Raw genomic sequence first — 18041 nt, forward strand, 5'->3', positions numbered from 1 at the left:
TTCCGTTAAACTCAGTGTCAACCTGACGATCGATCCCGGGAGGGTCAATGTCCAGCGATGCTTTCGCGTCGGCACCGTCAGGCTTATGGTTCTGGTGTGGTAAACCAGTCTCACCCGTTCGACGCGATCAAGCAGGCTGCGGGCGACGGCGCGTGGAGCGACGATCCGGCGGTGCTCGCCCCGCACCTGGTCGACTGGCGGGGGCGCGTCCACGGCACCGCCGGGCTGATCGTCTGGCCGCGAACGACCGCGGCGACCGCGGCGATCGTCCGCGCGGCGGCGGCGGGCGGCATCGCGATCGTCCCGCAGGGGGGGAATACCGGGCTTGTCGGCGGGGGAATTCCCCGCGCGACCGGCGATAGCGTCATCGTCTCGCTTGCCCGGATGGATACGATCGACCCGCCCGACCGCGCCGGGTTGACGATGGTGACCGGCGCCGGCGCGATCCTCGAGCACGTCCATGCCGCTGCGCGCGCCGCGGGGCTGGTCTTCCCGCTGAGCATCGCCGCGAAGGGCAGCGCGACGATCGGCGGGCTCGTCGCGACGAATGCGGGCGGAGTGCAGGTCCTGCGTCACGGGACGATGCGCGCGCTCGTCGCGGGAATCGAAGCGGTGCTGCCGTCGGGGACGGTGCTCGCCCAGCTCGATCCATTGGTCAAGGACAACAGCGGCTACGACATCAAGCAGCTGCTGATCGGGGCGGAGGGGACGCTCGGCATCGTCACCCGCATCGCCCTGCGGCTGGTCCCGGCCCCGCGCGATACCGCAGTCGCGTGGGCCGGGGTCGCGAGCCCGGCGGCGGCGCTGGCGCTGCTTGAGATGCTGCGCGACCGTCTCGGCGACGTCGTCGAAAGCTTCGAGCTGATCCCGCAGGCGGGAGTCGACCTGCTCGTCGCGAACGGCCTGCGCGCGCCGCTCACCGGGGCGCACGACTGGCAGGTGCTGATCGAGCTGACCTCGGTCCGCGCCGACGCTGGACTTGCGGCGGCGTTGACCGACGTCCTTGCTGAGGCGGGCGTCGCCGACGCGGTCATTGCCCAGTCCGAAGCTCAGGCCGCGGCCCTGTGGCGGCTCCGCGAGACCCTGCCCGAGGCCGAGCGGCGCGACGGGGTCGCGGTCAAGCATGACATCGCGGTGCCGGTCGCCCGGATGCCTGGCTTCATCGTCGAGGCGACGCCGATCATCGAGGCGCGCTGGCCCGGCAGCCGCGTCCTCGCCTTCGGTCATCTCGGCGACGGCAACGTCCACTTCAATGCTCGCGCGCCCGCAGGGAGCGACAGCTCGGCATGGGCCGATGCGCACGGCCCGGCGATCACGGCAGCAGTCAACGACCTCGTCATGGCGCACCAAGGGTCGATCGCCGCCGAACACGGCATCGGCAGTGTCAAGCTGGCGGAACTGGCGCGTGTCGGCGACCCCGGCAAGCTCGCTGCGATGCGCGCGATCAAGGCGGCGTTCGATCCGCTCGGTATCATGAACCCGGGCAAGATCGTCGGCTAGGGCGCGGCCCGCGCTTGCACCCGCGCGCGTCGCTCCGTACAGCGGCGTCCTTACGCGGACCCGTGGGGGGTGCCGCCGTCCCTCGCGAAAGTCTTGTTCATGGCTTCCATGCCCGCGTCGCAATTGCCGCTGTTCTACAATTCGCTCGTGCCGGTCTCGACCCAGTTCCATCAGGACTATGGCCTCGCGGTGCAGACCAGCCTGGCCTGGACCTCGATCACCCACGCGATTCCGCTGACGGTCGACGAGTTCTCGGTCGCCCAGCGCAGCTTCCCGATCATCTTCGGCATGGGCGAGAACCCCGCGCCGCTCGCACTGCTCAGCCTGACCGACGGCCTCAACCTGTACGTCGACCGCGACGGCAAGTGGGAGGACGGCGCGTATCTTCCGGCGTTTGTCCGCCGCTATCCGTTCATGCTGGCCAAGCTCGGCCCTGACGCCACCGAATTGTCGCTCTGCTTCGACGACACCACCGGCATCGTCAGCCCCGACGCCGAGGACAAATTGTTTGACGGCGACCAGCCGACGGCGACGACCAAGCGCATCCTCGAGTTCTGCGAGCAGTTCGAGCAGTCGGTCGCCCGGACCCGCGGCTTCATGGAGGAGCTTGAGAAGCTCAACCTGCTGACCGACGGCGAAGTCACGATCCAGCAGCCCGACATGCCCGAGCCGAGCGTCTACCGTGGTTTCCGCATGGTCGCCGAGGAGAAGCTGCAGACCCTGCGCGGCGACCAGGCGCGCAAGATGATCCAGAACGGGATGATGGGCCTGATCTACGCGCACCTGTTCTCGCTGTCGCAGATCACGCATTTGTTCGAACGCCAGCGGATCGTGATGTCGATCGCACCCGCGCAGTCATAAGGTCTCACGCGTCACGCCTGTCTGTTGATGATCCCTCTCCCTGAAGGGGGAGGGGGAGAATTGCGGCGCGCTCGCGCCCGCTCGGGGGCCTTCCCGGGCAAAAGTGTCGCGGCGGCTCGCCTATCCCCGGCCGCTGCCCTGAACGGGAGGGGATGAGCAAATTCAGTGACTTGGGCGTATAGCAGATGCTAAGTTCAAAATAAGTTCACACAAACGCATGTGTTTTGACGTTTGATCGCTCCCTAATTTCGTGGGACCTTCCGTTAGAGCAACGACCGTAAACTCACGAGATCACGATCGCGCACAGCTGCTATCACGCACACAATCCAAGAAAAGATCGCTTCGCCTCGCATCTTAACGAGCTGAGGAAAAAGACCGGCCAACAATGAGAAAGAGCACGGGACGCAGCGTCTGGCCAACGTGACCCGACTCGAAGTCGGACAGTAACCCATTCACGGCCGTGTAGGACAGCGTGACGCGCGGCTAGGCCGTGGAGGGTAACGTCCGGCTCCGCCTACGCGAACGCCGCCATCAGATCGCGGTCTGCGGCACCACCCGCTTCGGCAATGTCGCGGCAGTGAATGACCATCTCGCGCAAATTGCCTGCAACCTGATCGGCGTCGGGTGACTCCTGCTCGTTCTCGCCGCGCCGCCACAGCCCGACCGTCACCGGTACGCCGGGGAGCTGATCGTGGAGCCGCCGGAGCAGCGTCCGCAGGTGCGCGGGGTTGCCGTCGAGATCGAGGTACGTCACCGCGACGGCGAGGACGCCCGACACGTCGAGCTCGGCGATGCGGTCGCGTGAGACCTCGGCGTAGGTTGCCGTCCGCGAGCCGAGGTCGTGCTTGTCGAGCAGCTGCGCGAGGATCGATGACCCGACCTCGTCGAGCGGCCCGCGACCCGCGACGCACAGGATTGCGCCATTGGCTTGCCATGCCGCGGTCAACGGATGCACGGCGGCGATTGGTGCCGCGGTCGCGGGCAAGGCCTTTTCGGCGAGCGTCCGGACGTTCGGCGCGGTGCCGCGCGCCGGGGGCGGATTGCTGTCGTCGTGTCCGGCGAGGTCGGCGATCAACGCGCGCGCGGCACGGCGCACCCGGTCGAGCCGTGCGTCGTCGAGCACGCCGCGCAGGCAATCAGCAGCAGCCATCTGCAGCCCCTTGACCACGACCTCGTCGTAATAGCTCGACAGCGACCGGTCGCGGAGCAGCGCCTCGGCCTGGTCGAGCGCCTCGTCGGGGTCGCCGGCGAGCATCCGCTGGTAGAAGCTCTCGACCGGGGTCAGCGCCGGGCGGTCGCCGAGCATGACGTCGAGGAATTCGAGCCGTTTGACGTGGCGCCCGAGAACGACGAGGCACAAGGTCAGCGGGGTCGACAGGATCAGCCCGATCGGGCCCCACAACCATGTCCAAAAGATTGCCGAGACGATCACCGCGACCGGCGAAAGTCCGGTCGAATGGCCATAGACCATCGGCTCGACGACATAGCCCATGATCGGCTCGACGACGAGGAACAAGCCGATAACCCAGAACGACATCGCCCAGTCGGGGCCGACTGCGGCAGCGAGGATCAGCGGCGGGATCGCGGCGAGCACCGGGCCAATGTACGGCAGGAAGCGGAGCAGCCCGGCGAGCACTCCCCACAAGGCGGGAGAGGGCACGCCGATGAAATACAGCCCGCTGCCGATGATCGTGCCGAACAGCGCATTGATCGCGACCTGCGTCAGGAAATAGCGGCTCAGTCGCGACGCGGCATCGTCCATCGCCGTCGTCGTCCTGTGGAGGTCGGTCGCGCCGAAGATGCGGATCAACCGGTCGCGCAGATCCTCGCGCTGGAGCAGGATGAAGATCGCGACGATGACGACGATGCCGGTCGTCTCGAGCGGCCCGATGACCGGGGCGAGAACCGCACGCATCAGCGCGATCGGCGACAACGGCGGGGTGCGCACCTCGACCGGCAGCGGCGGCGGTGCAGTCCGCAGCGCGCGCGGGCCGGTGACGACGCGGACCGGGTTGGCAAGCCCGCCGCTGGCGCGATCGAATTGCCGCCCGAGCGCGCCGATCATCGCCGGCAGCTGGCCGATCGTCGACGATTGCGCCTCGCGGACCTTGTGGCGGATCGTCACCGCATAGCGCGGCGCATCGGTCGCAAGGCTTGCAACCTGCGTCCCCATCACGGTTGCGAGGACCCCGGCGACGCTCAGCGCGATGACGACGGCGAGGACGACCGACGGAACGCGCGGCAGCCGCAGCCGCTGGAGCAGTTCGACCACCGGCGACAGGATGAACGACAGCAGGATCGCAAGCATGATCGGCACGAGGACGTCGCGCGCGAGATAAAGCGCGGCAACCGACACCACCCCGACCGCGAGCGACAGCAGCGCAGCGAGGCCGGGAACCTCGGCGGGCACGACCTGGGCGCGCGCGGGCGGGTCGATCTCGATCATCTCCAGCGTACCTCCCGTGGCCAGCGCGCCCCGCGCCAGCCTGCATGCCCCCCCGGATGTACGCTAACGTTTCTTGCGCGAAACCGACACCATCAATCCGCGGGTATTTCTGCGTGCTGCCGGGCAAGGGTCGAGTGAACCGGGGAGCGCTGTGCAGCTCCCCGGAAGGCCCGGTCTAAGACTTTGGATCAAATGGTGGGCACGGCTGGTATCGAACCAGCGACCCCTGCGATGTCAACACAGTGCTCTACCACTGAGCTACGCGCCCACGTCGGAGCGTGTTAGGCGAGGGCGCGGCGCGGCGCAAGCCCGAACGCGAGGCACCGGCGGCGACGCTCGAAATCCTCTGGCGGGTTGCCGGACGACACCATAAAGCCGGACGATGGCCGATGCGCTGCTGCCCGGATTCACGATCACGCCCGCGACCGGCCCGACGCCGCCGATCGTGCTGGCTTCGCCACATAGCGGGCGCGATTATCCCGCGGCGTTCCTCGCGCAGACCCGGCTGACACTGGCGCAGTTGCGGCGGGCGGAGGATGCCTTCGTCGCCGAGATGCTGGTCGGAGCCGCCGCGCTCGGAGTGCCGTTGATCGCGGCGCGCTACGGGCGGGCATGGCTCGACCTCAACCGCGACGAGGCCGAGCTCGACCCCGCGATGTTCGTCGATCCGCTCGAGTCGCATCCCGCGCAGTCGAGCGACCGCGTTATCGCCGGGCTCGGGGTCGTTCCCCGAATCGCCGCAGCGGGGCTCGAGATCTATCCGGCCCGGGTGCGCAGCGCCGATGCTGCAGCGCGAATCGAAGCGGTCCATCGCCCGTATCATGCGGCGCTGTCGGCGCTGCTCGACGATGCCTTCGCGGCGAACGGCTTTGCGGTACTGCTCGACTGCCACTCGATGCCGACCCCGCCGCCGGTCCAGGGCGGCGCGCCGCAGATCGTCATCGGCGACCTGTTCGGCGCCGCCGCCGCCTCGCCGCTGGTCGGCGCGATCGAGCGCTATTTCCGCGCCGCGGGGTTTCGGGTCGCCCGCAATGCTCCCTACGCTGGCGGGTACACGACGGCGCGGCATGGGCGGCCTGCCGAGGGCGTCCATGCCGTCCAGATCGAGATCGACCGCGCCTTGTACATGGATCCGGCGCGGCTGGTCCGGCACACCGAGTTCGACCGGATCGAGACCGCGCTCACCCGGCTGGTCGCGCACCTGAAGGCGGAGGTGGGCACGATGGACCTTGGGCCCTTCGCGATCGCCGCCGAATAAAAAAAGGGCCACGCCCGTGGGCGTGGCCAGAGTTCAGGGAGCGCGGCGGCGTAAGGGGGGGAACGCCGCCGGCAAAACTACAAATAGTGCGCTGCAGCACCGGTTCAAGCGTTATCGCTACCATGACCGTGTCTATTCTCTCCCGCCTCACTGAAAAGCGCCTCGAAAGCCTCGTCCGGGGGCTGGAGGCGGGCGATGCGCTGATCGATTTTGCCACCCCGCCGGGCGAAGCGGCGGTCGTCGCGCCCGAGTCGGTGTCGTGGCAGGTCTTCCGCAACCCGCTGACGATGATCATCGGCGGCATCGCTGCGGTGCTTCTCGAGCTTGGCGAGCCGCGGGTCCGCAGCGGCGTTTGGACGCACTCGAGCTTCCGCGCCGATCCCGCGCGTCGGCTCCGCCGGACCGGGCTCGCGGCGATGGTCACCGTTTACGGGGCGCGCAGCCGCTTCGAAGCGCTCGCGACTCGGGTGCGGGGAATGCACGCGCGGGTCGCGGGGACGACTCGCGGCGGGGAAGGGTACCGCGCCGACGATCCCGACCTGCTCCGCTGGGTCCACGGTACCGCCGCCTTCGCCTTCCTCGAAGCGTATCGCATCTACGTCCGCCCGGTCGCTCCCGCCGACCGCGAGCGATATTATGCCGAGGGCGGGGCGGGGTCGCGACTGTACGGCGTCGTCGAGGCCCCGGCTTCGGAGGCTGCAACCGCGGCGCTGTTCGACGCGATGCGCCCCCGCCTCGAACCCTCGCCCGAGCTCGACGAGCTGATCGCGATCCTCCGCGCCGCGCCGATCCTGCCGCCGCTGCTCCGCCCGCTCCAGCACAGCCTGATCCGCGCCGCGGTCGACCTCCTCCCCGCCGCCGAGCGCGAGCGGTTGCAGCTCGGCCGGCACGGGGGATTGCGCTTCGGCGAGGCGGCGCTGCTGCGGTCGGCGGCAAGGATGCTCGACGGGATCGCGGTGCCGTCGTCGCCGTCAGCGCAGGCGTGCGTCCGCGTCGGCCTGCCGCACGACTGGCTGGTGCGCCACCCGCTCCCCGGCTAGACGCGCAGCCATGATCGCCGGTGCCCCCCTGTTCCTCGACCTGCTGCGTGCCAACGGGGTCGACTTCGTCTTCGGCAATCCGGGCACGACCGAGCTGCCGCTGGTCGACGCCTTCGCCGCCGAAACCGGCATCCGCTATATCCTCGGGCTCAACGAAGTCGTCGTGATGGGCATGGCCGACGGCTATGCGCAGGCGACCGGGCGGCTCGCAGTCGCCAATCTTCACGCCGCGCCGGGCCTCGGGAACGCGATGGGGATGCTGTACAATGCGGCGAAGGCGGGGGCGCCGATCCTCGTCACCGCCGGGCAGCAGGATACGACGATCGCGCTGACCGAGCCGCTGCTGTGGGCCGACCTCGCGACGCTCGCCCGCCCGCTGGTCAAATGGTCGACCGAGGTGACGCGAATCGACGACCTGCCGCGCACCGTCCACCGCGCGATCAAGGTCGCGCTGACCGCCCCGACCGGCCCGGTGTTCCTGTCGATCCCCGGCGACGTATTGACCGCGACGGTCGAGGCGATCGACGCGATGGCCCCGACCCGGATCGGGCCGCGGCTGCGCGGCGATCTCGATGCGATCGCGGCGGCGGCGGACCTCATCGCGGCGTCGGCGAGCCCAGTGATCTTCGCCGGTGATGCGGTGCCGCGGTCCGGGGCATACGCCGAACTCGCCGCGCTGGCCGAGGCGATTGGCGCCCCGGTCTACCTCGAAGGCATGGCGAACACCGCCGCCTTCCCGTCGAACCACCCGCTCTACGCCGGATCGGTCGCGCGGATGACCCCGGCGGTGCGCGCGCTGACCGATGGCCACGACCTCGTCATCTCGATCGGCGCCGACCTGCTGACCCAGTCGCAGGCTGCAGGGGTCGAGGCGCTCGCCCCGGGCAAGCCGCTGGTCCAGCTCGACGATGACGCGTGGGAGATCGGCAAGAACTTCCCCGCGACCGCTGCCATCCTCGGCGACCCGAAGGCGACGCTGCCCGACCTGATCGCCGCGGTCCTGCACCGAATGCCGGTCGCGTCGGCGCGGCGCGCGGCGACCGAGGCGAGCATCGCGGGACTCCAGGCAGCGCTGATCGCGCGCGCCGAGGCCGAGGCCGACACCTTCCCGCTGCGCCCGCTCGCGGTGCTGCACGCGATCGCCCAGCTGTTGCCCGACGACGCGATCGTCATCGAGGAGACGCTGTCGACCGGCATGAACACTGTCCGCCAGTTGATGCCCGCCACGCGCCCCGACAGCTGGTTCGGGATGCGCGGCGGCGGCATCGGCGTCGCACTGCCGCAGGCGATCGGGATCAAGCTCGCGCACCCCGACCGCCCGGTGATCGCGCTCAGCGGCGACGGCAGCGCGATGTACTCGATCCAGGCGCTGTGGACCGCGGCGCACTACCGGCTCGGCATCGTCGCGATCATCGTCAACAATCGCTCGTACCGCATCCTCAAGCAGCGGACCCGCGCGCTCGGCGGCCCGTCGGCGGCGAGCGGTTCGTATGTCGGGATGGACCTGACCGACCCGGCGATCGACTTCGTCGCGCTGAGTGAGGCGCAGGGCGTCCCCGCGATCCGGGTGTCGACGCTGCCCGACCTCCGCGCGGCGGTCGCCCGCGGCCTCGCCGGACCGGGGCCGCTGCTGATCGAGGTCGAGATCGACACCGAGGTCTGACCGAGTCGAATCTGCGCCGAGTGTCAGGCTGGCTTGACGAAGTTGATGAACCTGACGCCACGCTGGAATGAAGCGTATCCCGGATCGGTGATAACTGTTCGAGATAGCGAACCGGGGCGTCGGACAAGGCAGCGTCGTCGTCATTGCCCGAAAAGGCTAGGCCGGTCGCGAGGGTGTAGGACAGCGGTTTCTGGTCGCTGCTGCTGCAGCGCCTGCACACGCCTAACGGCTCCGACTCTTGTTTCCAAAGCCGTCATCCCCGCGAAGGCGGGGACCCATGACCACGGACGGTTGGGGTGATGGGTCCCCGCCTTCGCGGGAATGACAAACTTGATAAGACTGGTCCGATCGACGCCAGCGCATCACGCTCCCAGCCACCGAAACTGCACCCCTACCGCAGCGCCCACGTCACCGGCAGCGCGATCCCGACCCCGAGCAGCGTCCCGCCGAGCAGATCGCTCGGATAATGATGCGCCGTCGCCACCCGCGACCACGCCAGAGCGAGCCACAACGCCAGCGCGACGAGCCACAACGACGGCCATGCGAACAGCACCGGGGTCATCGTCGCGCTCAGCGTCATCAGATGCCCGCTTGGAAAGCTGAAGACGTCGAGCGGAGCCGATGGCGGGACGAGGCCGGGGCGGTGTTCGAACGGGCGCGGGCGGCCGGCGACGCGCTTGATCGCCGGGTAGACGATGTGGCTGATCGCACCGCACAGCGCCGCCACCCCGAGCTCGCGCCACGCCGCATCGCCGGCGAACCCGACGAGCGCCAGCGCGAGGATTAAATAAATCGTCCCGTTGCCGAGCCAGCTGACGACGACCGCGATCCGTTCGAGATGCGCGCGGCGCGCGGCGGCGGCGGTGCGCCCGACGAGCGCGATCTCGCGGTCGGACAGCCGCAGCAGACCCGCCCGCGCCGCCGCCATCGCCTCTGCCCATCCCATACGCGCATCGTGCCCGAGATTGGCAAGCGGGTCCATCGGGGTCGTTGCGTGGCGTCGCGCCCGGCGACGAACGTTTAGGGCGTTAATGGGCTCTCACACATGCGGCAAAGGACATTCGGCCAAGCGCCTCACAGCGCCGAAATCCGGCATCGGTCAGCGTAGCCCTGCATCGCTTTCCAGCCCGTCAGCAGACACTACCTAGCCGAATTATGCCGTATCGCTTTCCGGTACTTGTACCGCGAGGCGGTACAGTCTATATCGGCAACACCAGCCAAGTCGCTGGGCATTGGGAGACGAAGCATGACGAACGCAACCATCACCACAAGGACATCAAATGACGATTACGATCGGCAAGGTAAGTAAGCAGATTGAGGCGCTAAGGGCAGCGCGACCCGGCACGGCGATCAAGGGTCTCCAGCCAAGCGAAGCGAAGAAAATCCGTCAGCAGCTCCAAGCTATCTTGGCGGCAGATTCGATGGTCGATCTGATCGATAATCACCCGGGTTGGGACGTCCACCGCTATCACGGCGACGAGCGAATCTGGTCGTTCAAGGTTGGCGGAGCAACACGGCTCCTGATGAACTGGGATGCTGACCGCAAGGAGGTGTCGGACGTCAGGTTCGACAATCCGCATTAGTTTTGGGGCAGAGGCCCCTGAGTTTGAGGCAGGCAAATGACTTTCGAAATGGCATATCCGGTGCACCCCGGCGAGATTCTCGCCGAGGAAGTGCTGCCGCGATACAAGCTGAATGTGACCGAGGCGGCGGCACGGCTGAACGTGGCGCGGCCCGGTTTCAACAATGTGCTGAACAGCAAGCGGGCGGTGACGCCTGAGCTGGCGCTTAAGATCGAGCGCGTGTTCGGCTATCCGGCACGGATGCTGCTGGCGATGCAGGCCGCGTTCGATCTGGCGTCGGCGAAGCACGACGAGGCGCTGATCGCCAAGCTGGACCGCATGGAGCGCGTCCCCGAGAATATGGCCTGACGCAAGGCGACGGGCCGTCGGACCGCAGCCCTCATCCGCTGCCATGACCTCCCTCGGGCTTGCCGAGTTCGGCCAGACCAACGATTAAACCGGCTGCTGCCGCATCTCCTCAAGATGGCGGCGAATGCGGTCGGCCCCCTCGTCGGTCGCGGGGTTGTAGACGATCATGCCGAGGTCGGGGCGGCCGTCGACGGCGAAGGCGGAGAATTCGAGTTCGATCAGCCCGAGGATCGGATGGTGGAGGCGTTTGCGCCCTTCGCCATGCTCGGCGACCTGGTTGTCGCGCCACATCGCCGCAAACTCGGGGCTGGTCCGCGATAGTTCCTCGACGAGCCCGGTGATCTCGGCGTTGGCCCCGGCGCGCGCCGCGTCGGCCCGGAACGCACCGACGACATAGCGCGCGACGGTCTGCCAATCCTCCTGCGCGGCGCGGATGTGCGAGTTGCCGAACATCAGCCGCAGGATGTTGCGCCCGTTCGGCGGCAGCTTCGAATAATCGGTCAGCAGCATCGCGGCGGCGGCGTTCCACGCGACGATGTCCCACGTCGCGGTCTTGATGATTGCCGGGCTGGCATCGAACGCATCGAGGACGCGCTGGAGGCGGGGGGTGACGCCGTCGATCGGCTTGTAATGGACCTCGGGCGGGCGGCCGAGACCGAGCATGAACAGATGCTGGCGCTCGGTCTCGGTGAGCATCAGCCCGGTGGCGATGCGGTTGAGGACGTCGGCCGACGGCGCGCCGCCGCGCCCCTGCTCGAGCCATGTGTACCACGTCGCGCTGATGTTCGAGCGTTGGGCGACCTCCTCACGGCGCAGGCCCGGCGTCCGGCGACGGCCCGGCGCGAAGCCGAACGTCGCCGGATCGAGCCGCGCGCGGCGGTCACGGAGATAGCTGCCGAGGCTGTTGGCGAGTGCTTGAGTGGCGAGGGTAGCCATGCCCATCCTGTTGATCGTTATACCGGGATAAGGTCACTACTTTAACAGCAAGATCAACCCGTCGATAGCTCGTTTCACACCAACACGGAGATCGACCCATGCGCGTATTCCTCACCGGCGCGACCGGCTTCATCGGCTCGCACGTCATTCCCGAACTGATCGATGCTGGGCATCACGTCGTCGGCCTGACCCGCTCGGAGGCGGGCGGCCGCGTCCTCGAAGCGGCAGGCGCGGAGGCGTATTTCGGCACGCTCGAAGATCCGGCCGGTCTCGCCAGTGGCGCTGCAAACGCCGACGCCGTCATCCACACCGCGTTCGACCACGACTTCGCGCACTTCGTCGAGAATTGCGAGAAGGACCGGCGCGTCATCGAGGCACTCGGCGACGTCCTTGCGGGCTCCGACCGGCCCTTCATCATCACCTCGGGCGTCGGCTTCGGCAGCCCCCACCCCGGCGCGATTGCGACCGAGGATGTCTATAATCGCGACCATCACAATCCGCGGCTGACCGAGGTTGCCGGCGAGACGGTCGCGGCGCGTGGAGTCTCGGTCGCGGTCGTCCGCCTGCCGCAGGTCCACGACCCGGTAAAGCAGGGCCTGATCACCTGGTCGATCGGGATCGCGCGCGAAAAGGGCTTGTCGGCGTATATCGGCGACGGATCGAACCGCTTGTCGGCAGCGCACATCAGCGACGTCGCCCGCCTCTACCGGCTCGCCCTCGATCACCACACCGCCGGTGCGCGCTGGCATGCGGTCGACGAGGAGGGTGTGCCGCTCCACGAAATCGCGCAGGCGATCGGCGCGGGGCTTGGCGTCCCGGTCAAGTCGCTGACCCCCGACGAGGCGGCGGCGCACTTCGGCGGGTTCGCCGCGTTTGCCGCAATGGACCTGCCGGCGTCGAGCGCATTGACCCGCGAGCGGCTCGGCTGGAAGCCGACCGGGCCGAGCCTGATGGCCGACCTCCACGCGATGGATTACGGACTCGCCGCCGCCGCTGCGTAGCTCCCTCAGATCGCCTCCCCGGTCCACTCCCAGTGCCACGGCTCGAAGACGTAATTGACGAAGCCGTATTGCTTGGCGTGGACCAGCAGCCACCGGTAGGCCGGGGAGGCGACCATCGCCGCGCGGTTGGCGTCGGCGGTCGAATCGGGGCCGTAGCCCGGGGCCTGCCCGACCCACATGTCGAGCGCGAGCCCGGTGCGGTGCGCCGAGCACGTCGCGCGGACGATGCCGTTGCAATTGCCCTCGGCGGTGCACCGCGCAGCGTCGGCGTCGGGGTCGCGGTAGGCTGAGAAGATCGTCAACGATCTCCGCTCAGCGGCGATCGCGGGATCGTGGCGGGCATCGGCGACCATCGCCCGGTATGCGGCGAGCGCGGCGGTGCGGAGCTGGATCGTCTTGCCGACAAAGCTTTCGCGCGGTGCGGCGGTCGCGAGCGCGTCGGGCGGCGGCGGCGGCGGGCAGTTGGTCTTGCCGTTGATGTGCGCGAACGGCCGCGCCGCTTGCCACTTCGCCTTCATCGCAGCGAAGGTCAGCAGGTCGAACACCCCCGTCGGCGCGAGGTGATGGCTCGCCTGCCAGCCCGCGAGCTTCGCCGCGAAGCCCTCGCTCGCCACCGGGCAGGTCGTGCCGATGTCGACCGCGACGCGCGGATAATAGACCGTCCACCCAGTTTCGGGCCGCCCGAACGGGGCCCACGCCATCGTGCCGAGCGAGGCGACGTTCGCCGCCAGCGCTCCGGCGGGAGCCGATATTGTGCAGTTTTCGGGCATTACCGCGACGACCATCGGAACCATTACCCTGCCGAAACCTTGAGCGCTCGACACAACATAACAGGCGGTTCCGATGTTCCAACGCTGCGTTCTCGCCGTCCTGCTATCGACCGCGAGCGCGGCGGTGGCCGTCGTCCCGGTCAAGCCAGCGCCCGCTGCTCCCGCTGCCGCGCCGCCCGCCGCCGCTCCCGCCGCCGCTCCTGCCGCCGCCCCGGAAGCTGCCGCGCCCGCTGGACCCGCTGCCGCGAGCGAGGCCGCGCCGATCGTTATTCCCGCCGCAATCGCCGCCCCGCAGCGCGCGCTGATCCGCCTCCAGGTCCTGCTCGACCGCGCGCATTTCTCGCCCGGAGTGATCGACGGCAAGGACGGCGGCAACCTCAAGCTCGCCGAGGAGGCTTACCGCAAGGCGAACGACGCCGGCGGCACCGACACCGCTGCGCTGACCGACAAGCTCGCCGCCGCCGATGCCGAGCCGACCGTCGAGCATTATACGATCACCGAAACCGACGTCGCCGGGCCTTTCGTCGAGCACCTGCCGACCGACATGGCCGAGCTCGCCAAGCTCGATTCGCCCGCCTACGCCAACCCGGTCGAGGAACTCGCCGAACGCTTTCACATGGACGACGCGCTGCTCAAGGCGCTCAACCCGGGGGCCGACTTCACCAAGGCCGGGACCGTCATCACCGTCGCCTCGGTCACCGCCGAGAAACTTGGCGGCGTGGTGACGCGGATCGAGGTCGACAAGAGCGCCAATTCGGTCCGCGCGATGGGAGCCGGGGGGAAATTGCTCGCGGTCTATCCGGCGACCGTCGGCAGCACAGAACGCCCCGCGCCGTCGGGAACGTGGAAGGTGCGGACCGTTGCGATGAAGGCGACCTATACCTTCGACCCGAAGCGGCTGACCTTCGGCAAGAAGGCCGAGGGCAAGCTGACGATCAAGCCGGGGCCGAACAACCCGGTCGGGACGACGTGGATCGACCTGACCAAGGACACCTACGGCATCCACGGCACCCCCGACCCGCGCCTCGTCGGCAAGCGCGCGTCGCACGGCTGTGTCCGCCTGACCAATTGGGACATCCAGCAGCTCGCGAAGTCGGTCAAGGCGGGGGCAGTGGTGGTGTTCAAGGGCACCGAGACGCGGGCGAAGACGTAGGCGTCGACGTTCAAAACTCACTCTTCTCCGTCATCCCCGCGTAGGCGGGGACCCATCACCCCGACAGTTAGTGGTGATGGGTCCCCGCCTACGCGGGGATGACGAAAGAAAGAGTTTAGACCGCCAACCCCGTCAGCGTCGCCACCGTCAGAACCTGTGGCAAAACCTCGACCCGCCCGTCGCGGTGGTAGAACAGATACAGCGGCACCCCGGCGCGGTTGTGCGCCTCGATGAAGCGCCCGAGCACCGGATCGCCGTTCGTCCAGTCGCCGACCAGCGTCTTTACGCCCCCTCGCTTGAACGCCGCCGCGACATCGGACGAGGCGATTGCGCCGCGCTCGTTGACCTTACACGTCAGGCACCAGTCGGCGGTGAAATAAACGAAAGCCGGCGTATGCGCGGCCGTCAGCGCGGCGAGCGCGGGCTCGCTGAACTTTGCCGCCGCAAGCCCTGCGGGCGCGTCGACCGTCGTCGCGGTCGAGGTCTCCGGCACTACAAGCGCGACGGCGGCGACCGCGGCGATCGCGGCGGCGAGCAGCGGCGGCCAGCCGGTGGCGAACGCGCGCTGGCGGCTGCCGTACCACCATAAAGCCAGCCCGATCAGCATGGCGCCGCCGATTCCGAGCGTCATGCCCGCAACCCCCGCCTGCCGCCCAAGGACCCACGCCAGTGCGAGCGCGGTGAGGAACATCGGGATGCTTAGGATCGAGCGGAAGGTCGCCATCCACGCGCCCGGCTTGGGCAGACGGCGGCGCAGCGCCGGGATGAAGCCGATCGCGATGAACGGCAGCGCCAGGCCGAGGCCGAGGCCGGCGAACACCAGCAGCCCCGCCGCCGGGGGCAGCACCAGCGCCGCGCCGAGCGCTCCCGCCATGAACGGCCCGGTGCACGGCGTCGCAACGAACGCGGCGAGCGCGCCGGTCCAGAAGCTCCCCGCCGCGCCGGGCTTCGACGCGAGGCTCTGCCCGCCGCCGAAATTGCCGAGCTCGAACAGTCCGGCGAGGTTGAGTGCGATCGCCGTCGTCAGCAGCAGCAGCCCGGCGATGACGCGCGGGTCCTGCAACTGGAACGCCCAGCCGACCTGTGTCCCCGCCGCACGAAGCCCGAGGATCAGCGCGCCGAGCCCGGTGCAGACCACGATCACCCCGGCGGCGTAGGCGAGCGCATCGCGCCGCGCGTCGGCGGGCGAACTTCCGCCCTTGGCGAGGCTCAGCGCCTTCAAACTGAGGATGGGAAAGACGCACGGCATGATGTTGAGGATGACCCCGCCGGCGATCGCGAGGAGGAGCGCGGTGGCGAACACCGTCGCGGTGCCGTCGCGTTTGCCGGCCGCGCCTGCAGCGGGAACTGTTCCGGGGCTAGCTGACAGCGCGAAGCCCTCAGCCTTGCCGCCGCGCTCGATGCGCAGCACGCCGTCGATCGAGCCGTGCGCCTTCGGGTCGGCCTTGGTCTCGATCCGCAGCAGCTTGCCCGCAACGCTGACGACCTGCGGGCTGGAGTAGTCGACCGCACCGTCGGCGGCGGGAAAGAAATAGGCGGCGGTCACCCCGGCAGGGTCGGCGACCGGCACCCCGAGCGCGAACCGCCCCTTGTCGAGCGCATAATGTGCGCCCGCGTGCGGCACCGGCAGCGCGGCGCGCGCGGCGGCGAAGCGCGCAGCGACGGCAGGGTCGGGCGCGCCGTCGCCGGGATGGAGCGCGACGCTCGCCTCGGCGGACTCGGGTACGCAGATCTCGGTCGTGCAGACGAGGTAGTTGAGCTTGACGCTCACCGGACCGGTCGCCCCGGTGACGTCGACGAGCAGCGTCGCCGGGGCCTCGTAGACGTAGTTCATCAGCCCCGACACGAGCAACGTCACCGGCACTGGGTAGCGCAGCGGGCCTGCGCTTGCCCCGGTCCACGTCGCCTTGGGCGCAAAGCCCGCCTCGCCGGGGTTCGACCAATAGGTGTGCCAGCCGGGCTTCGGCGTCAGCACGATCGCGAGCGTCACCGGCTTGCCCGGCGCGGGCGCGGCGCTTTCGGCGATGAGCTCGACGCGGACATTGTTGCCGCCGCTCGGAAGCACATCGGCCACCGCCGCGATGGGGGCGAGGAGCGCGAGGAGGAGGCTGAGGAAACGGATCATGGCGACACCCTATGCGCGTGGGGGAGGGGTCGCGCCAAGGGGAGGTTCGTCGCGGACGGGGTGCGGGTTACGCACCGATTGCACGCTACACATCATGCTACACATGTAGTGGCACCGCGGTTGATGAGCCGAGGTCCGGCGCAAATTGGCCAGCGACTGCGGACATGATCGTTCCCCGTGGGTCTGACAAATCATCAAGTATCGAAAAGTGGGAATGGCCCGCGAGACTCAGGAACATGGCCTCCTGCGCGTGCAGTCCAAGCGCATCTGCATAGTCGCGCGACTGGCGTTTGAGCTCGGGGAGCTCGGCGTCGCCGACGGCCACGATCGCGCTAGCCCCGGCGCCAATCTGATACATCGGACTGAACGACTCAACTTCCGCCGGGGAAAGGCGCAGCTTTTCATTCAGCCAGGAAAGAGCGATCGGCTCCAGCTCGAATAACCCGCTGATCGAAAGCGTGCGTGTCACCGCTGGATGCTCGCGGTGAAGCGCAGCCAGTTGGCCACCGGCAGAATGTCCGCAGAGGCAGACCGGCTTTGCGCGAAACCCGATGTCGCCTTTGCCATCGCTGAGGAAGTCGAGCAGCAACCGGATCTCGCCGACGATGCCAGTCATCGATGCCTCTGGTGCAAGCGTATATTCGACGAGCGCAACATTGAAGCCGCTCGCCAGGGGACCAGCGGCAACGAAGGCCAAGTCGTCCTTTGCGTAATTTTGCCAATAACCGCCGTGGATGAAGACGAAGGTTGGAGCCTCCGCTCTACCGCACGACATCCAATCGAAGCGCTGGCGCGGTTGGGTGCCATAAGCAATGTCGCGCCTCACGGCCGCATCACGATAAAGCGCGTCGCTCCGTTCCTTGAAGTCGGCCAATCTCGCTTGGTAGTCCCGGTCGGCCCTGACATTGTTATAGGCGGTGTCGAGTGCAGCTCGATCCATTCCGCGGTAGGACGCTATCGTCATCGATCCGACTTCAGTTTGGACGACGAAGCGGGGGAGCCCTTTTTCGGTCTCTGCGAGCATCGATTGGGAGGCGGCAGGGGCATCTTTGACGGTTGGGGTGTGGATAAGGGACATTGCGCCTGCTCTTGGTCGGGGTTAGCCATTGCTGACCCGGCACAAGCAGTTAGGCCCTTCCGTGAATCGTCGGGAGAGTGTGTTCGTGAAACCCAGGCTTACATAAATCGAGAGGCTGCATTGCCTGACTGTTGCCCTTTACGGTGCAAGGCCGCCGTGGGGTAGGTTTGGAAAGCATAGCGAGGGTCGCGGCAAAGCCGCGCCCTTCGTCGGACGGGTTCGGCGGGGGAGACCCGCCGCCCCGCCGGCCGGCTCGCCGCGAGTCACGAAAAAGGGCAC

General features: G+C 68.3%; 15 protein-coding genes and 1 tRNA gene. 9 read left to right on the forward strand and 7 right to left on the reverse strand.

Going from position 1 to position 18041, the window contains the following annotated elements:
- Nucleotides 1-96: 96 nt before the first annotated feature.
- Both KZX46_RS11380 and KZX46_RS11385 read left to right on the forward strand, forming a co-directional pair.
- On the forward strand, nucleotides 97-1500 hold the full coding sequence (locus tag KZX46_RS11380) for an FAD-binding oxidoreductase (RefSeq protein WP_226896234.1): 1404 nt from the start codon (nucleotides 97-99) through the stop codon (nucleotides 1498-1500).
- Between the two features lie 99 nt (nucleotides 1501-1599).
- Complete coding sequence (locus tag KZX46_RS11385) at nucleotides 1600-2361, forward strand: SapC family protein (protein ID WP_219776667.1); 762 nt, start codon at nucleotides 1600-1602, stop codon at nucleotides 2359-2361.
- Between the two features lie 514 nt (nucleotides 2362-2875).
- Here KZX46_RS11385 and KZX46_RS11390 read toward each other — a convergent pair.
- Nucleotides 2876-4807, reverse strand: a complete 1932-nt coding sequence (locus KZX46_RS11390; RefSeq protein ID WP_219776668.1) for an AI-2E family transporter — start codon at nucleotides 4805-4807, stop codon at nucleotides 2876-2878.
- 193 nt (nucleotides 4808-5000) lie between these two features.
- A tRNA-Val gene (locus KZX46_RS11395) sits at nucleotides 5001-5075 on the reverse strand.
- A 114-nt stretch (nucleotides 5076-5189) separates the two neighbouring features.
- Here KZX46_RS11395 and KZX46_RS11400 point away from each other — a divergent pair.
- The 3 genes from KZX46_RS11400 to KZX46_RS11410 all read left to right on the forward strand — a co-directional run bounded on the left by KZX46_RS11400 (nucleotide 5190) and on the right by KZX46_RS11410 (nucleotide 8768).
- Nucleotides 5190-6065 carry an N-formylglutamate amidohydrolase gene (locus KZX46_RS11400; RefSeq protein WP_219776669.1) on the forward strand — a complete coding sequence of 292 codons (876 nt, stop codon included), beginning with the start codon at nucleotides 5190-5192 and terminating at the stop codon, nucleotides 6063-6065.
- 122 nt (nucleotides 6066-6187) lie between these two features.
- The gene (locus KZX46_RS11405) at nucleotides 6188-7105 is read left to right on the forward strand and encodes an oxygenase MpaB family protein (RefSeq protein ID WP_219776670.1); all 918 of its coding nucleotides are present in this window, start codon (nucleotides 6188-6190) and stop codon (nucleotides 7103-7105) included.
- A gap of 10 nt (nucleotides 7106-7115) precedes the next feature.
- On the forward strand, nucleotides 7116-8768 hold the full coding sequence (locus tag KZX46_RS11410) for a thiamine pyrophosphate-binding protein (RefSeq protein WP_219776671.1): 1653 nt from the start codon (nucleotides 7116-7118) through the stop codon (nucleotides 8766-8768).
- 391 nt (nucleotides 8769-9159) lie between these two features.
- Here KZX46_RS11410 and KZX46_RS11415 read toward each other — a convergent pair whose 3' ends face one another.
- Nucleotides 9160-9750 (reverse strand): phosphatase PAP2 family protein, encoded by a 591-nt coding sequence (locus tag KZX46_RS11415; RefSeq protein ID WP_219776672.1) that lies wholly within the window; start codon nucleotides 9748-9750, stop codon nucleotides 9160-9162.
- Nucleotides 9751-10048: 298 nt separating this feature from the next.
- Between KZX46_RS11415 and KZX46_RS11420 the strand changes: the two genes are divergently transcribed.
- Nucleotides 10049-10351 (forward strand): type II toxin-antitoxin system RelE/ParE family toxin, encoded by a 303-nt coding sequence (locus KZX46_RS11420; protein ID WP_219776673.1) that lies wholly within the window; start codon nucleotides 10049-10051, stop codon nucleotides 10349-10351.
- A 48-nt stretch (nucleotides 10352-10399) separates the two neighbouring features.
- Nucleotides 10400-10699 (forward strand): HigA family addiction module antitoxin, encoded by a 300-nt coding sequence (locus KZX46_RS11425; RefSeq protein ID WP_219776674.1) that lies wholly within the window; start codon nucleotides 10400-10402, stop codon nucleotides 10697-10699.
- A gap of 84 nt (nucleotides 10700-10783) precedes the next feature.
- Here KZX46_RS11425 and KZX46_RS11430 read toward each other — a convergent pair whose 3' ends face one another.
- Nucleotides 10784-11635: a helix-turn-helix transcriptional regulator gene (locus KZX46_RS11430; protein ID WP_219776675.1), complete on the reverse strand. Its 852-nt coding sequence runs from the start codon at nucleotides 11633-11635 to the stop codon at nucleotides 10784-10786.
- A 98-nt stretch (nucleotides 11636-11733) separates the two neighbouring features.
- On the opposite strand from KZX46_RS11430, the gene KZX46_RS11435 reads away from it, so the two are divergent.
- Nucleotides 11734-12636: an SDR family oxidoreductase gene (locus KZX46_RS11435; protein ID WP_219776676.1), complete on the forward strand. Its 903-nt coding sequence runs from the start codon at nucleotides 11734-11736 to the stop codon at nucleotides 12634-12636.
- Between the two features lie 5 nt (nucleotides 12637-12641).
- On the opposite strand, the gene KZX46_RS11440 is transcribed toward KZX46_RS11435, so the two are convergent.
- Entirely contained in the window at nucleotides 12642-13430 is a 789-nt protein-coding gene (locus KZX46_RS11440) for a D-alanyl-D-alanine carboxypeptidase family protein (protein ID WP_219776677.1), read from the reverse strand.
- 49 nt (nucleotides 13431-13479) lie between these two features.
- On the opposite strand from KZX46_RS11440, the gene KZX46_RS11445 reads away from it, so the two are divergent.
- The gene (locus tag KZX46_RS11445) at nucleotides 13480-14559 is read left to right on the forward strand and encodes a L,D-transpeptidase (protein ID WP_226896235.1); all 1080 of its coding nucleotides are present in this window, start codon (nucleotides 13480-13482) and stop codon (nucleotides 14557-14559) included.
- 115 nt (nucleotides 14560-14674) lie between these two features.
- Here the strand turns inward: KZX46_RS11445 and KZX46_RS11450 are convergent, their stop codons facing one another.
- Entirely contained in the window at nucleotides 14675-16684 is a 2010-nt protein-coding gene (locus tag KZX46_RS11450) for a protein-disulfide reductase DsbD (RefSeq protein ID WP_219776678.1), read from the reverse strand.
- Nucleotides 16685-16781: 97 nt separating this feature from the next.
- A complete protein-coding gene (locus KZX46_RS11455; protein ID WP_219776679.1) occupies nucleotides 16782-17762 on the reverse strand; it encodes an alpha/beta hydrolase in 981 nt (326 codons plus the stop codon).
- Nucleotides 17763-18041: the final 279 nt, after the last annotated feature.

The organism is Polymorphobacter sp. PAMC 29334 (assembly GCF_019431245.1).
In the GTDB taxonomy this organism is placed as follows: domain Bacteria; phylum Pseudomonadota; class Alphaproteobacteria; order Sphingomonadales; family Sphingomonadaceae; genus Polymorphobacter_B; species Polymorphobacter_B megasporae.

Bases quoted from the DNA above. Each gene is read 5' to 3' on its own strand.
- KZX46_RS11440 (WP_219776677.1), bottom strand. From the start codon at position 13,430: ATGGTTCCGATGGTCGTCGCGGTAATGCCCGAAAACTGCACAATATCG.
- KZX46_RS11385 (WP_219776667.1), top strand. From the start codon at position 1,600: ATGGCTTCCATGCCCGCGTCGCAATTGCCGCTGTTCTACAATTCGCTC.
- KZX46_RS11430 (WP_219776675.1), bottom strand. From the start codon at position 11,635: ATGGCTACCCTCGCCACTCAAGCACTCGCCAACAGCCTCGGCAGCTAT.
- KZX46_RS11415 (WP_219776672.1), bottom strand. From the start codon at position 9,750: ATGGACCCGCTTGCCAATCTCGGGCACGATGCGCGTATGGGATGGGCA.
- KZX46_RS11405 (WP_219776670.1), top strand. From the start codon at position 6,188: ATGACCGTGTCTATTCTCTCCCGCCTCACTGAAAAGCGCCTCGAAAGC.
- KZX46_RS11445 (WP_226896235.1), top strand. From the start codon at position 13,480: ATGTTCCAACGCTGCGTTCTCGCCGTCCTGCTATCGACCGCGAGCGCG.
- KZX46_RS11410 (WP_219776671.1), top strand. From the start codon at position 7,116: ATGATCGCCGGTGCCCCCCTGTTCCTCGACCTGCTGCGTGCCAACGGG.
- KZX46_RS11435 (WP_219776676.1), top strand. From the start codon at position 11,734: ATGCGCGTATTCCTCACCGGCGCGACCGGCTTCATCGGCTCGCACGTC.
- KZX46_RS11455 (WP_219776679.1), bottom strand. From the start codon at position 17,762: ATGTCCCTTATCCACACCCCAACCGTCAAAGATGCCCCTGCCGCCTCC.
- KZX46_RS11420 (WP_219776673.1), top strand. From the start codon at position 10,049: ATGACGATTACGATCGGCAAGGTAAGTAAGCAGATTGAGGCGCTAAGG.
- KZX46_RS11390 (WP_219776668.1), bottom strand. From the start codon at position 4,807: ATGATCGAGATCGACCCGCCCGCGCGCGCCCAGGTCGTGCCCGCCGAG.
- KZX46_RS11450 (WP_219776678.1), bottom strand. From the start codon at position 16,684: ATGATCCGTTTCCTCAGCCTCCTCCTCGCGCTCCTCGCCCCCATCGCG.
- KZX46_RS11400 (WP_219776669.1), top strand. From the start codon at position 5,190: ATGGCCGATGCGCTGCTGCCCGGATTCACGATCACGCCCGCGACCGGC.
- KZX46_RS11425 (WP_219776674.1), top strand. From the start codon at position 10,400: ATGGCATATCCGGTGCACCCCGGCGAGATTCTCGCCGAGGAAGTGCTG.